We start from the raw sequence: 14,322 nt of genomic DNA on the forward strand, positions 1-14,322 counted from the left end.
TTGCCTACTTGCTCCCTGTTGCCGGTTTTCCGTTGCCACTCGCTGTCTGCCATGGCAGCCGGAGAGTGACAGTATAGATATCATTCTGGTGGCTGTGTTTCAGCACGGCGGGCTCACCGAACAGGGCGTGCAGGCGGGACTGAATGTTGGCCAGCGCCATTCGGTTGCCTTCGTGGCTACCCTGGTCAGAATCCGGGCGCGGGTTCTGCACCATCAGGTAGACCGAGGGGCCCTTGCGGTAGGCCTCAACCTTTACGGTACCTCCGTTCGGACGAGGCTGAATGCCATGATAAATGGCGTTTTCGACCAGTGGCTGGAGGGTCAGGGGAGGGATGGCCTGTTGTTCCAGTCCATCTTCGATATGCCATTCCAGTGTCAGCCGGTCTTCCAGACGCAGCTTTTCAATGGCCAGGTAGCGTTTGCACAGGTCCAGTTCGGCGCTCAGAGGAATCAGGCGGTCACCGGTGCGCAGGCTGGCGCGGAACAGTTCGGACAGATCCAGCACGGCGTCTTCGGCCCGTTCCGGGTTAACGACAATCAGGCTGGCAATGGTGTTCATGCTGTTGAACAGGAAGTGTGGATGGATTCGTGCCTGCAGGGCGGTCAGCCGGGCCTGCATTTCTGACTCCCGCTGTTGTTGCCACTGGAACTGCAGGTAGAAGTATCGCAGCACCATCAGTGTGATCAACAGCGCCAGCAGCAGTTTCTTGGCCACGCCCTGCCAGGCTTCGAGGCCGGGTTGCGGGTGTAGCACGCTGTCTGCGAAGAGGCTGAAGGCCAGCACATCCAGCATCACGATGGTAACAATCACTGTGGTGGCACGGGTAACTGTCAGCCGTGAGAGCCAGCGCCGCATGGGGCAGATCAGGGCGGCGCTGGTCAGCACCGTCCATTGCACGAACAGGGACAGCAGGCCGAAGTAGTTCCAGTCAATCCAGTGGCTTTCGGCCTGAACGATGGACAGCACCAGCACCAGCAGTTCACTGGTGACCACCAGCAGGAAAACGGCCCTGACCCGGCACAGGTCCGGCACATAGAAATCGGCGTCGCTTTCCGCGAGTGCCTGGGCTGGGCGTTCCCTGTTGTGTCTTGCGGCCATTGAACCTGTTCCTGATTCCTGTTCCTGATTTGGGGGAGGGCAACTGGGCGCCGCGGAATGCTATAATCCTGCGATATTCCATTTACCCATTCCCGCAGAATGATGCCGGGCTGTCAGCAGGAAAGATAGACCATGACGGATCAGAACAAGAGCGCCGAGAAACCCTGGGGCGGTCGTTTCACCGAACCCACCGATGCCTTTGTGGAGCGTTTCACCGCTTCCGTGGGCTTTGATCAGCGCCTATACCATCACGATATTACCGGGTCCATTGCCCATGCCACCATGCTGGCGGAAGTGGGTGTGCTGACTGTGGAAGAGCGTGACACTATTATTGACGGCCTGAAAGCCGTCAAGGCGGACATTGAGGCCGGCACCTTTGAGTGGTCGGTCAGTCTGGAAGACGTGCACATGAACATTGAAGCGCGACTGACGGATCGGATTGGCATCACGGGCAAGAAGTTGCACACCGGTCGCAGCCGCAACGATCAGGTGGCCACGGATATTCGCCTCTACCTGCGCGACGAAATCGATGTCATCGCCGAAGAGCTTCGGCGCCTGCAAGCCGGCCTGCTGGATCTGGCCGAGCGCGAGGCCGAGACTATCATGCCGGGATTCACCCACCTGCAGACCGCTCAGCCGGTTACCTTCGGTCATCACCTGTTGGCCTGGTACGAAATGCTGGTGCGGGATGCCGAGCGCCTGCAGGACTGCCGCAAGCGTGTGAATGTGATGCCCTTGGGTGCTGCGGCGCTGGCGGGTACAACCTATCCGATTGATCGCGGTATCACTGCAAAACTGCTGGGCTTTGATCGGGCCAGTGAGAATTCCCTGGATTCCGTGAGTGACCGGGATTTTGCCATCGAATTCTGCAGCTTTGCCGCCCTGTTGATGACCCACCTGTCGCGCTTCAGCGAAGAACTGGTGTTGTGGACCTCTGCCCAGTTTGATTTCATCGACCTGCCGGACCGTTTCTGCACCGGGTCGTCGATCATGCCCCAGAAGAAAAATCCGGACGTGCCCGAACTGGTACGTGGCAAGACCGGCCGGGTGAACGGCCACCTGATCAGTTTGCTGACCCTGATGAAGAGCCAGCCGCTGGCCTATAACAAGGACAATCAGGAGGACAAGGAGCCGTTGTTCGATACCGTGGACACCGTGAAAGGCTGCCTCAAGGCTTACGCGGATATGATCCCGGCCATCGAAGCGCGGGCCGACAACATGCGCGTGGCGGCCAAGCGGGGATTCTCCACCGCAACTGATCTGGCGGACTATCTGGTCAAGAAGGGCGTGGCTTTCCGCGATGCCCATGAAATTGTGGGCAAAGCGGTTGCGTTTGGCGTTGCCGAAGGGCGTGACCTCTCCGAGATGACCACGGAAGAACTCACCCGCTTCTCCGACGTCATCGGCGAAGACGTGTTCGATGTGCTGACGCTGGAAGGCTCCGTGCAGGCGCGTGATCACCTTGGCGGCACTGCGCCGAAGCAGGTGCGCGCTGCAGTCGCACGCGCGCGCCAGGCACTCTAGCTAGCCGCCAATCTTCCCCGTGGTCAGGGTAACCTCCACCGGTTTCAGCTCCTCCAGTGGGCGTGGCCGGTAGAGGCGGAAGCCCTGGCCGTAGTGAATGCCAAGGGTTCGTACCTTTCGGAGGGTGTCGTCGTTCTCAATGAAGGTGGCGACCGTCACCTTGCCCGAGGCTTCCGCTATTTTATGAAGCGCCTCTACCATTACCTGCTGCACCGGATCGTCGTTCAGGTGCTGCATGATCTTGTGGTCCAGCTTGATGATGTCCACCGGCAGTTTCGCCGCCAGGCCGTAACTTTCCACCGACGCTCCCGCACCATCCAGCGCTACCCGGCAGCCAATGCGGTGCAGGCTGTCGCACAGCACCGCGACATCGTCCGGATACTGGGTGGCGTGGGCTTCCCTTATCTCCAGGCAGAAGCATTCCGGGGCAAAGGGTGATCCTTTCAGTGCGGCTTCCATAAAGTCCGCAAACGAGTCATCCAGTACGCTGGCCAGGGACAGGTTGAAACCGCAGTACTTGAGGCGCGGCTCCAGCAGACGGTGCTGTTCGAGCCAGGCCAGGGTCTGACGGATCACCTGGCGATCCAGGCGCTTGGCCAGGTCAAATCGTTCGGCAACGGGCAGGAAAGCGTCCGGGGTCAGGGGAGGGCTGTCAGGCGTCTCACCGGGAATCCGGGTCAGTATTTCGATGTGGTCGCCCCAGGTAACGCTGGCCACGGGGCGCAGCGATTGGTATTCAAGCTTCAGGTGGCCACTGTCGAGTGCCTGCTGGATTTGTGCCAGCACCTCGTTGGCCGTGCCCTCGTCCAGCGACAGGGACATGGCCCGGGCGGCATGAATCCGGTTGCGACCGGACGTTTTTGCGGTGTGGCACAGGTCAGCCGCCTGGGTCAGCAGTTGTTCGGAATCGGTGGGCGCGTCGTCGTCCAGAAACAGCAGGCCGCCACTGGCCGTTGTCTGTAACTGCTTGTCCTGCCAGTGGAACACGAAGCCGCCGATCAGCTCGAGAATGCTGTCGGCAATCTTGCGGGCGCGCGCTTCGGGGCAGTTTTCGATCAGCAGGGCGAAGGTGTCGCCGGCCAGTCGTGCCAGCGCATCCCGCTGTCGGATCTTGACCCCGAGATTGCCGGCCAGCTCACGCAGGTAACGGTCGCAGGTGCCGCTGCCGGCGATGTCGTTGAAGTGGTCAAACCCATCCAGGTCGAGATAGAGCAGGCTGTCACTGCTCTCCCGCCGTGGCTTCTGCTCCAGTGTTCGTTGCAGGCGGCCCAGGAAGGCTTTGCGGTTCATCAGGCCGGTGACCGGATCATGCTGGACGCGGTATTCGCTGCTGGAGGAGTTCTGCAGGCGGTCGCTGATGTCCCGGGCCACATGAACGGCGCCAATCACGTCGCCCTGGTCATTGGTCAGGCGTTGATAGTGGATCTCGTACAGGGGCAGCTCCCGGTGTTGCTGCGCCATGGGCATTTCCACCACGAAACTGTCGCGTTCGAAGGCGCGGTGCCAGAGTCGCTCGATAAGCCGTCGTTCGTTGGGGAAGCCCTGCAATGCGGCGCTCAGGTTGCTTCCGGATTCCGGCCGGAGGCCGAAGGTAATCTCGAACTGGCGACTGAAGGCACGGTTGAAATGCAACAGGTTTAGCTGGCGATCAACGGCGACCACCAGGTCGTTGGTGGCGTTGATCGTGGCGCCCAGCATTTGCTCCGCCTGCTGGCGGGCGAGGGTATGATTGCGCTCAGGCGTGTGGTCAACCAGCGTTCCTCCCAGTCGCTGTATCCGTTCGCCGGCTTTCAGGGCCCGGCCAGTCAACGTCACTTGGCGAACGTTCTGTCGCGCGGTTATCAGATCCAGCGTCAGGGAGAAGGGCTGCCCGGTGCGGATGCAGCGACGGAACAGGGCGCGTATCCTGCCCTGGCTGGACTGGCAGTAGAAAAGTGCCTGTTCGGGCGTGATTTCGCTGCCGGGTCTTAATTCCAGCAAATGATACATGCCGTCCGTCCAGATCAACTCATTGCTGTGGAGGTCCAGCTCCCAGATACCAACGCCGGCGGAAGTTTCAGTCAGCCGAATCAGGCGGTGGTCGATGGGGGAATGATCCCGCTGGCTTATAAATGCGCTGGCGGCCTGGTCGGAATCGCGAATGTCCATGCGCAGGCTGAGACCCGCTGTGAAGAAAAAGCCTTCCTTGTGGCGGAAGGTGATCAGTATCGACTCGCCATTTTCAATTCGGTGGCGATGGGCCGGTGCAAAGGGATCGTCCTGGCGTGCGGCCAGGATGCACTGAACCTTGCGACCCTCCAGTTCGCTGGCGTCGTAGCCCAGCACTGCCTCGGCGTGATGATCAGCGAACAGGATGACGCCGTCGTCGTTGATGCGGATCAGGGTTCGACGTTCGGCACCCTGGGGGGTGTCGGAACGGTCTCGACGGATAAAGAATTCTTTCACGACGGAAAAGCCTCAGCCAAGTTGTGGCAGGAGCGTGCTAATGTTCTCCCGCTTTTATTTTTTTGCCGATTTTGCCACGATTCGGTCATCATACTGATAATGGTATCGGAAAGAACCTCTCCCGCGGAGTCGCCTTGACCATCCAAACCGCTCCTATTGCCCTGGACTTTGATGAGGGTATAGACCGAAAAACGCTGCGCCGGCTGCGGGACCGGTTCATGGCTGTCAACCGGGAGCGCTGGGATCGTGCCCATTCGGCCCTGACCTATCGGCAACAGGCTGTTCTGGAAGTGTTGCCACTGGTGTTCCATCTTAATCACCCGGCTTTGCCCGGCTATCTCGACAGCGACTGCCCTTACGGACTGAGCCACTATCGGCCCCCTGAGTCCACGCTGAACGCTGCCCGGCGCCTGGCAAGAACCTTTTCACTCAAGGACGAGGGGCGCAGAAAACCAGACCTGGAAGCCCTCTTCCTGATGGGCAGCCCCGGGACCCTGGGCCATTCGGTGGCCAGTGATCTGGATATCTGGCTGTGTCATCGCCCGGATCTCTCGGAGCGGGGCGTGCGTTGCCTGGAACGTAAGGCTCAAAGTCTGTCCATCTGGGCCGAAAGCCTGGGGGTTGAGCTTCATGTGTTTGTGTTTTCCGCCGCTGACTGGCGTGCCGGAAGGCAGCGAGCGGAAGTGACCGGGGAAAACTGCGGCAGTTCACAGCATTATTTGCTGCTGGACGAATTCTACCGCACGAGCATTCATCTTGGCGGCCGTTATCCATTGTGGTGGCTGGTCCCCGTGGAGGATGAGCGACGCTATGACGAGTGCGCCCGGCAGCTGATTGACTGCCGTTTTATCCGGGGTGATGAGTACATTGATTTCGGCCCCGTGTTCTCGATACCGCAGGAAGAGTTTCTGGGGGCTGGAGTCTGGCAGTTGTACAAAGGCATCGACATGCCCTGGAAGTCGATCCTCAAGCTGCTGCTGATCGAGTGTTATGCCCGTAGTAATGAGGGCCAAGAGAGCGATGAGAAACCACTGCTGTCCCGGGTCTTCAAGGCGGCGGTGTATTCCGGTGAAACCAACCCTGACCGGCTCGATCCCTACGTACTGCTTTACGAACGCCTTGAGCAGTGGCTGCTTGAAGAAGATGCCCCCCAACGCCTGGTCCTGGTGCGTCAGAGCCTTTATCTCAAGGCAGGCCTGCCGCTTACCCGTTCGGCACAGACCCTCTCAGGCTGGAGAGCCAGGCTGTTGCAGGCCCTGGTGGACTCCTGGGGCTGGTCGGCTGCTGAGTTGAAAAACCTGGACAACCGGATCCGCTGGCGCGCAGAGGACGTGGTCACCCTTCGGCGGGCCGTGGTGGCCGAGTTGACCCACAGCTACCGGCTGTTGTCTCGGCTGGCTCGGGATCATGGCACCCGTGCGGCCATCACCAGCAATGACATGAACCTGCTGGGGCGTAAGTTGTATGCGGCGTTTCAGCGTAAGGCCGGGAAGGTAGAGCAGATCAACCCCGGGCTAGCCCCCTCCCTGGCAGAAGAGAATCTTGCGTTCCATCACCAGTCGGAACAGGGTGGTTCGGCTGGTCACGACGGCTGGTTGCTATACCGTGATCTTGAGGACCCGTCAGATGCGCTCTGGCAACCGGTCATACGCCGTTCGGGCAATCTCAGTGAACTGTTGGTGTGGGGCTATTACAACGGCTTGCTGACCCGGGCCACACGGTTGAATGTGCGAGCCGGCAGCAGCATTGCCTCGGTGGCAGAACTGCGGGAAATGCTGGATGCACTTGGTGCGTTCCTGCCATTCCCGGTGGAGCCGGCTGGCCGGGAGGCGCTTTCCCGGGGTGTGCACCCGCTGCGCAACCTGCTGTTTGTCAATGTCGGGGTCGACCCTCAGGCCTATCTGACCGAGCGGGGCTTGCACAAGCTTAGCGCCCGTCACGATTCACTGGGCTTCAGCGGTGGACGGGAAAACCTGGTGAATACCATTGACCAGGTCACCTTCAATAGCTGGCACGAGGTGAGTTTGCAGCACTACGCTGCCGGAGACACGCTGGTGCAGTGCCTCAAAAACGTGCTGGCATCAGTCGCCAACGCTCCGGACCGGTTGCCGGATATCATGGTTCATAGCCACAGCACAGGCCACGGAGCCGCCATAGCCCGGCGCGTACGCGAGCTGTTCATGGACGTGATGCGTTATTTCTTCGCCGGCGGTGTTGGCCCTCATCCCCTGCGTTACGTCATCGAGATGGATCGGCGATACTTCCTGCTTCAATTCAGTGGCGCTGAGCCCGGATTCGTGGCCCTGGACAGCAACGAAGCACTGATGGCGTATCTGTCCAAACCGCAGGAATCCTACGTGCCAGTGGTGTTTGACCAATACGCCTTGCTGGATGACCTGCCATTACGCGCCGTGTGCCATGCCAGCGAGCCGGATAACATTCAGGTGTTCTACCGGGTCACAGGAGAGACCGCGAAGGTGTGGGTCGTGGATGAACTGGGATCGGTGTTCTGCTGGCAGCAGGGTTACACCAATCGTCGCTTCCTGCTGGTGCCCTTGCTGCGATTCCTGGAGAACCTGATTGAACGCCGGCAGTTGCGACAACTGGACGCCGTGACCGATGTTGCAGGTGTCCAGTGCTATGAGATGGTGCTTCGCGACAGTCAGTGGCGTGCGGAGAGGCGGCCGGACGCCGACAGCAACGTGCGCCTGCCCGGGCTGGATGTACAGGCCATCGGTATTCAGGAGGGTGACTCTCAGGTGCGTTTCGATATTTTCTGTGGCGACCAGGAATTTACCGTCCAGGAGTATGGAGACCAGCTGATACCCGCGGTGGCCCACTATATTCGTTCGCTCCGCCAAAGTGACGAGCGCTACCCGGTCTACCTGACGGATGTTCACCTACCCCATGACCTGGATCCACAGATATACCAGCAGCATATCCAGACCATCCAGTATCTCTACTACCGTACCGAGTTGGAAGATTTGCTGAACCGGCATCTGTAGTATCCGGAATCGTGGGTGGTAGCATCTCGCCGGGCGCGGCCTCACTCAGGTATACTGCGTGCATACAGACAACGGGGGCAGCTACCCATGAAGCCAGGACAGACACTTACGTTCCTGCTGGTGATGGTCGTGTTTCTGGTTGGGTGTGGCCAGAAGGGGCCGTTGTATCGTCAGGCACCTGCCAGTGACGATGCCGCAACCGAGCAGGCCGCACCCAGTCAGAAATCCAGCGAACACGACAGCAGCGAACCGGCTGAAGACCACTAGGTTCGGCAGGCTGCCCCGATAACAGGCTCAGGAAATCCATGGATCACTTCAATTACCGCAGCGGTGAATTGTTCGCTGAGAACGTGGCGGTTGAGGACATTGCCCGGCGTTTTGGTACGCCAGCCTATGTCTATTCCCGCGCCACCCTCGAGCGCCATTACCGCGCCTATGATGATGCGCTTGCCGGTCGGCCACACCTGGTGTGCTACGCCGTCAAGGCCAACAGTAATATCGCCGTGCTGAACGTGTTGGCAAGGCTCGGCGCCGGTTTTGATATTGTGTCTGCCGGAGAACTGGAGCGGGTGATCCGTGCTGGCGGGGATCCTGCGAAAACCGTCTTTTCCGGGGTCGGCAAACAGCGCTGGGAAATGCGCCGCGCCCTCGAGGCCGGTGTTCGCTGTTTCAATGTGGAGTCCGACACCGAACTGGATCGCCTGAACGAAGTGGCGGGTGAGCTCGGTGTCAGGGCGCCGGTTTCCCTGCGTGTGAATCCGGACGTGGACGCCGGTACCCACCCCTATATTTCCACGGGGCTGAAAGAGAACAAGTTCGGCATCGACATTGCGGAAGCTCCGGCCGTCTATGAGCGTGCCGCTGCCATGCCAAACCTGGACATACAAGGTGTGGATTGTCACATCGGCTCGCAGCTCACGTCGGTGTCACCTTTCCTCGATGCGCTGGACCGTGTGTTGGAACTGATCGATGCCCTGGCGCAAAAGAATATTAATATCCGGCATCTGGACATGGGCGGTGGCCTGGGGGTCACCTACGATCAGGAGCAGCCGCCGCAACCGTCGGATTATGTGACCGCGCTGGCGGAACGCCTGGGCGATCGGTCGCTGGAGCTGATCATGGAGCCGGGGCGGTCCATTGCCGCCAACGCCGGCATCTTGCTGACGCGGGTGGAATTCCTCAAGTGCACTGAACATCGCAACTTCGCCATCATAGATGCGGCAATGAACGACCTGATTCGTCCCGCGCTCTACAGCGCGTGGCAATCCATTGTCCCGGTAACGCCCCGCAACGACGGTGACGAGAAAGCGTGGGACCTGGTTGGGCCGGTGTGTGAGACCGGTGATTTCCTCGGCAAGGATCGCAAGCTGAGACTCCAGGCGGGCGATTTGCTGGCGGTTCGGTCCGCCGGGGCCTATGGTTTTGTGATGAGCTCCAACTACAACACCCGTAACCGTCCACCGGAACTGATGGTTGATGGTGAACAGGTGCACATTGTGCGTCGGCGGGAAACCCTGGAAGAACAGCTTGGCCCAGAAAGCTGTTTGCCGGAATGAGTGGAGAGGCGGAGATGAGTCAGTCCCGGCGCAATCAGGGCCCAATGCTTAACTTCACCAAGATGCACGGTCTTGGGAACGACTTCATGGTGGTGGACGCCATCAGCCAGCCCTTTCGCCTGCGCCCGGAGATGATCCGCGAACTGGCCGACCGGAATTTCGGCATTGGCTTTGATCAGCTGCTGGTGGTTGAACCCCCGGGGCTTCCCGATGTGGACTTCCGCTACCGGATATTCAACAGCGATGGCTCGGAAGTCGAGCAGTGCGGCAACGGGGCCCGCTGTTTTGCCCGCTTTGTCCGCGACCAGCGCCTGACCAACAAGAAGGTGATCCGGGTTCAGACCGCCAAGGGCGTTATCGAATTGAGAGTCGGACGTGCAGGCATGGTCACCGTCGATATGGGGGTTCCTGAACTCAATCCTCCGGCCATCCCGTTCGCTGCCGACCGCCGCAAGGACGTGTACACGGTGGAACTCGGCGGTGATACCGTGGAACTCAGTGCCGTCTCCATGGGCAATCCCCATGGGGTGCTATTGGTGGATGACGTGGATACCGCCCCGGTAGGCGAGTTTGGCCCCAGGCTTGAGAGCCATCCGCGGTTCCCGGCGCGGGCCAACATCGGGTTCCTGCAGATTATTGACCGGACCCGCGTTCGCCTGAGGGTGTTCGAGCGTGGTTCCGGCGAAACCATGGCCTGCGGCAGTGGCGCCTGTGCGGCGGTGGTCGCCGGCTGCCTGCGAGGGCTGCTGGACAGCCGGGTGGACGTCGAGCTGAAAGGCGGGCGCCTGGTCATCGAATGGCAGGGTGAGGGGGCCCCTGTTATGATGGAAGGCCCGACGGCCAGCGTTTTCGAGGGTCAGCTTCGCCTGCCGGCAGACCAGCCCCCGAAACGACGTAAGAGCACGCGGCACAGCGATGCAAAATCAGGTACCAACCGACAGAACAATCGCCATCGCCAGCCGGCCACATCAAGGCCCTGACCATCAGGAGAGCAGCATGACAGAACAAACGGCCCACAAGAAGGCCGAAGGGCTCACCCGGGAAGCCGTCGCAGATTATCTGCGGAATAACCCCGATTTCTTTATTGATCAGGACGAGCTCCTGCGCAGCCTGACCCTGCCCCACGACAGCGGCCGGGCGATCTCGCTGGTAGAGCGCCAGGTGCACCTGTTTCGCGAACAGCGCGACACCTTGCGTCGCGAGTTGGTAGAGCTGGTGTCCATTGCACGCCACAACGACCGTCTGTTCGAAAAGAGCAAGCGCCTGCTGATGCAGGTGATCGAGGCCCGCAACCTGAATGATATGGCCGCCGCGATTGATGACAGTATCCGTGGTGATTTCGGTCTGGACGCGGCCTCGGTGATTCTCTTCACCGACAGCGAGTTGCCGGCAGCGGCGCAAGGCGCCCTACACGTGGTGTCGCCGGATGAGGCGAAAGCGCGCCTGGGTGGCTTGCTGGAAGGGGATCGCGCCGTTTGTGGCCAGTTCCGTGAGAGCGAGCGCAGTTTCCTGTTCCCGGACCGGGAGGAACCCATTGCCTCCGTGGCGTTAGTGCCACTGCGTAACAACGAATTGGTCGGGGTGTTTGCCGTGGGTAGTTGCGAACCCGGGTACTTCGACCAGAGTATGGGATCACTCTTCCTGACCTACATCAGCGACACCCTGAGCCGTCTGTTGCCGCCTATCCTGCAAAGGCATGCCGCCACGTTGCCTGTCACCGATGTGGTCGCGGAGTCCCGCTGACCATGTCGCTGGCTGACGAGGAAACCGGCCCGGCTGCCACACTGGCAGAGCCTGTGGCCGCGTTCCTGCGTTATCTGGCGTCGGAGAAGCGACACTCACCACGCACCTGCGGCAGTTATCGCGATGACCTGAACCGCTTTGCTGTGTGGGTTGAGCATCTACCGTCACCGGCCTGGCGGTCGGTCACCAGCCACGACTTGCGACGATACGTTGCCCAGCTCAGCCGTGAAGGTTTGGGCGGTCGGAGTATTGCCCGTCACCTGTCTGCCATCCGCCGGTTCTACGAATACCTGTTACGGGAACACCTGGCTGTCGACAATCCGGCGTTGGACATCCGGGCTCCGAAGTCCGGTAGGCGTCTACCGAAGGTGGCGGATGTGGACCAGCTCAATCACCTGCTGGACGCAACGCCCGATGATCCGCTGGAAATTCGCGACCTGAGCATGTTCGAGCTGATGTATTCCTCAGGGCTGCGGTTGTCGGAACTGGCGGGGCTGGATCTCCAATCCGTAGACGCCCGAGGTGGGGAGGTCCGGGTGCTGGGTAAGGGGCGCAAGGAACGCCTCCTGCCGGTTGGGCGAAGGGCGTTGGAGGCACTGGCTCGGTGGCTTGACGTGCGCGGAGCGATGGCGCCAGACGGAGAGAATGCCCTGTATGTGAGCCGGCGAGGTGATCGGCTCAGTACTCGCAGTATCCAGTCCCGCCTCAGCCGGTGGGGAATGTCGAAAGGGGCGGACCAAAGACTGCATCCCCACCTGCTTCGGCATTCCTTCGCCAGCCATATGCTGGAGTCCAGTGGTGACCTGCGAGCGGTGCAGGAGTTGCTGGGCCATGCGGACATCGCGACGACCCAGGTCTATACTCATCTGGATTTCCAGCATCTGGCAAAGGTCTACGATCAGAGCCATCCCAGGGCTCGCCGTCGCGGTAACAGGCAGGAAACGGAGCATCGTTGAGGCATCAGTCACGGAACAGGCGTCCAGTAAAAGGGCCAGGAGCGCTAAATGTCATCGGACCCATCCTGGAAGGATAAGTACCTCCAGGCACTTGAATCTTCAGAACAGCGTGAATCGCATTGGGAAGCTGAAAGAAACCTGCTTCAGCGTATGCTGGTGCGTACCAGTCTGGCGTCCGAAGGGCAGACTGCGGAGCTGGACCGTTTGCTGGAACGGGTTCGTGACGAGTTACGAAAGCCCCCTCTCAACGCAGACAGCTGGCGGGATTTGCAGGAGAGAATTGACCGTCAGGTGGCGGCCCTGGACGACCGCAAATCTGAATCCACGGACCGGCTGAGAACCACATTCGAGCAGTTGCTGTCGGAACTGCGCTCCCATCCTATGTTCAAATCCGGCAAGGACCGTATTCGAGACCTGGAGAAGCGACTCCGGAAACCGGAAACCCTTCAGCTCGATGCGACCGGATGGTTGGTCGATCTGGCATTGGTGTTGGAAACTGGGCTGGGCAGCGGTGACGGGCAGGATCGCAAACGAAGTCGGTTTGGCCGGCTGTTTGGTGGCCGGGGAAGCCAGGAGCCGTCCGACCAGCCGATGTTGGCGGAAGCCGCCGAGAACACGCTGGCTTCGCCTGCCGTTGAACTGGCGATGCCTGGCACAGAAGACAGCGAACGCCTGAAGATTGCACGGCGGGTTGGTGAACTGCTGGGGCATATGCTGGATCAGGTGACACTGGAGGCTGCGTCGGAGGCAAGAGCCCGACGGCTACAGGAATCGCTGTTGAGCAGCGATAACTGGGATGAGCTGCGGGAGGGGCTGAGCAGCGTGGCGGAACTGGTAATCGCCGCGGTTACCCGGGGGCAAAGGGAGTTTGAGGCCTTCCTTCGGCGTCTCGATGAACGGCTGGACGCGTTGCGCCAGTGTTTTACCGAGCAGGCGAATGCCCAGGCCGGGCGACTGGATGCCTCGCAGGAATTGGATCGCGATATCCGCCAGGAGCTATGGTCGTTCGGCCAGCAAGTGGAAAGCAGTGTTGACTTCGACGGGCTGAAAGACTCAGTGAGCCAGCACCTCGAGACGATCAGTGGGGCCGTCGAGCGGTTTCGGGAGCAGGAGTCCGAGCGCGAGCGTAACCTGTCGCTGCAACTGGAGCTCATGCAGGAAAAACTGGTGACGATGGAGGCCCAGTCGGAACAGGTCCGGGAAAAACTCCGGGAGGAACGTGAAAAAGCCCTTACCGATGTCCTGACCCAATTACCCAACCGGGAAGCCTGGCAGGAGCGACTGTCGTTCGAGTACCAGCGCTGGCAGCGTTATCGTCATTCACTGTCGGTCTGTGTGCTTGATATTGATTTTTTCAAGCGTGTGAACGATTCCTATGGCCACAAGGCGGGTGATCGCGTGTTGCAACTGGTTGCCCGTGCCCTCCGTGAGCGGCTGAGGGCAACCGACTTCATCGCCCGTTTTGGCGGGGAAGAGTTCGTGATCCTGTTGCCGGAAACCAATGTGGACAACGCCCGGTCGGTATTGGATAGCATGCGCGGGCATATCGCGGAGCTGCCGTTCCATTTCCGGGGAGAACCGGTGTCGGTGACGTTTTCGGCAGGGCTGGCGGAATTTGATGGGGACGATGACGAGGACGATGTGTTCGACCGGGCCGACAAGGCTCTGTACCTCGCCAAGGACTCCGGCCGCGACCAGGTGCTTATTGCAGGACGTGATGTCTGACTCAGTGCCGCATCAGGGCATCGAGCTCATCGATAATTTCCGCCCAGTCAGAGTCGTCCTCGAGGCCCTCTTCGAGGAAATGTGACTGGCTTTCCGACCAGAAAGGGGCATCCTGCAACGCAATTTCCGGGGGCAGTGGCGAGTGCTGGGCGATAAAACTCTCAATGCTGACGCTGTCGGATGGCATACCGAGTTGTTCAAAAAGCGTGCTGAAATCGTGTTTGCTGGTATCCATGGTTATGGTTCTCCCCAAGGTAGCCGGTGCTTTA

Annotated in this window: 11 protein-coding genes; 8 read left to right on the forward strand and 3 right to left on the reverse strand. The window is 60.2% G+C overall.

All coding sequences use genetic code 11. The features are described from left to right. Positions 1 to 4: 4 nt before the first annotated feature. On the reverse strand, positions 5 to 1,099 hold the full coding sequence (locus AXW11_RS18560) for a sensor histidine kinase (protein ID WP_075195007.1): 1,095 nt from the start codon (positions 1,097 to 1,099) through the stop codon (positions 5 to 7). Between the two features lie 132 nt (positions 1,100 to 1,231). Between AXW11_RS18560 and argH the strand changes: the two genes are divergently transcribed. Beyond that, positions 1,232 to 2,623 (forward strand): argininosuccinate lyase, encoded by a 1,392-nt coding sequence (gene argH / locus AXW11_RS18565; protein ID WP_036203046.1) that lies wholly within the window; start codon positions 1,232 to 1,234, stop codon positions 2,621 to 2,623. On the opposite strand, the gene AXW11_RS18570 is transcribed toward argH, so the two are convergent. Further along, positions 2,624 to 5,068 (reverse strand): EAL domain-containing protein, encoded by a 2,445-nt coding sequence (locus AXW11_RS18570; protein WP_041332615.1) that lies wholly within the window; start codon positions 5,066 to 5,068, stop codon positions 2,624 to 2,626. A gap of 134 nt (positions 5,069 to 5,202) precedes the next feature. On the opposite strand from AXW11_RS18570, the gene AXW11_RS18575 reads away from it, so the two are divergent. The 7 genes from AXW11_RS18575 to AXW11_RS18605 all read left to right on the forward strand — a co-directional run bounded on the left by AXW11_RS18575 (position 5,203) and on the right by AXW11_RS18605 (position 14,053). After that, positions 5,203 to 8,073, forward strand: a complete 2,871-nt coding sequence (locus AXW11_RS18575; protein WP_075195008.1) for a class I adenylate cyclase — start codon at positions 5,203 to 5,205, stop codon at positions 8,071 to 8,073. Positions 8,074 to 8,160: 87 nt separating this feature from the next. Then, complete coding sequence (gene lptM, locus AXW11_RS18580; RefSeq protein ID WP_041332617.1) at positions 8,161 to 8,340, forward strand: LPS translocon maturation chaperone LptM; 180 nt, start codon at positions 8,161 to 8,163, stop codon at positions 8,338 to 8,340. A 38-nt stretch (positions 8,341 to 8,378) separates the two neighbouring features. Beyond that, positions 8,379 to 9,629, forward strand: coding sequence for a diaminopimelate decarboxylase (gene lysA, locus AXW11_RS18585; RefSeq protein WP_036203055.1), 1,251 nt, complete (start codon positions 8,379 to 8,381; stop codon positions 9,627 to 9,629). Between the two features lie 14 nt (positions 9,630 to 9,643). After that, positions 9,644 to 10,609, forward strand: coding sequence for a diaminopimelate epimerase (gene dapF, locus AXW11_RS18590; protein ID WP_052479657.1), 966 nt, complete (start codon positions 9,644 to 9,646; stop codon positions 10,607 to 10,609). A 16-nt stretch (positions 10,610 to 10,625) separates the two neighbouring features. Beyond that, on the forward strand, positions 10,626 to 11,372 hold the full coding sequence (locus AXW11_RS18595; protein ID WP_036203058.1) for a DUF484 family protein: 747 nt from the start codon (positions 10,626 to 10,628) through the stop codon (positions 11,370 to 11,372). Positions 11,373 to 11,374: 2 nt separating this feature from the next. Next, on the forward strand, positions 11,375 to 12,328 hold the full coding sequence (xerC, locus tag AXW11_RS18600; protein ID WP_075195010.1) for a tyrosine recombinase XerC: 954 nt from the start codon (positions 11,375 to 11,377) through the stop codon (positions 12,326 to 12,328). A 48-nt stretch (positions 12,329 to 12,376) separates the two neighbouring features. Then, positions 12,377 to 14,053, forward strand: a complete 1,677-nt coding sequence (locus tag AXW11_RS18605; RefSeq protein WP_041332620.1) for a GGDEF domain-containing protein — start codon at positions 12,377 to 12,379, stop codon at positions 14,051 to 14,053. 1 nt (position 14,054) lies between these two features. Here AXW11_RS18605 and AXW11_RS18610 read toward each other — a convergent pair whose 3' ends face one another. Next, complete coding sequence (locus AXW11_RS18610) at positions 14,055 to 14,288, reverse strand: DUF2789 domain-containing protein (RefSeq protein WP_036203064.1); 234 nt, start codon at positions 14,286 to 14,288, stop codon at positions 14,055 to 14,057. Positions 14,289 to 14,322 lie beyond the last annotated feature (34 nt).

This window comes from Marinobacter sp. Hex_13, assembly GCF_001566815.1.
Classification (GTDB): Bacteria; Pseudomonadota; Gammaproteobacteria; order Pseudomonadales; family Oleiphilaceae; genus Marinobacter; species Marinobacter salarius.

Coding starts and splice junctions, on each gene's coding strand:
- AXW11_RS18560 (WP_075195007.1), bottom strand. CDS start 1,099: ATGGCCGCAAGACACAACAGGGAACGCCCAGCCCAGGCACTCGCGGAA.
- argH (WP_036203046.1), top strand. CDS start 1,232: ATGACGGATCAGAACAAGAGCGCCGAGAAACCCTGGGGCGGTCGTTTC.
- lptM (WP_041332617.1), top strand. CDS start 8,161: ATGAAGCCAGGACAGACACTTACGTTCCTGCTGGTGATGGTCGTGTTT.
- lysA (WP_036203055.1), top strand. CDS start 8,379: ATGGATCACTTCAATTACCGCAGCGGTGAATTGTTCGCTGAGAACGTG.
- dapF (WP_052479657.1), top strand. CDS start 9,644: ATGAGTCAGTCCCGGCGCAATCAGGGCCCAATGCTTAACTTCACCAAG.
- AXW11_RS18595 (WP_036203058.1), top strand. CDS start 10,626: ATGACAGAACAAACGGCCCACAAGAAGGCCGAAGGGCTCACCCGGGAA.
- xerC (WP_075195010.1), top strand. CDS start 11,375: ATGTCGCTGGCTGACGAGGAAACCGGCCCGGCTGCCACACTGGCAGAG.
- AXW11_RS18605 (WP_041332620.1), top strand. CDS start 12,377: ATGTCATCGGACCCATCCTGGAAGGATAAGTACCTCCAGGCACTTGAA.
- AXW11_RS18610 (WP_036203064.1), bottom strand. CDS start 14,288: ATGGATACCAGCAAACACGATTTCAGCACGCTTTTTGAACAACTCGGT.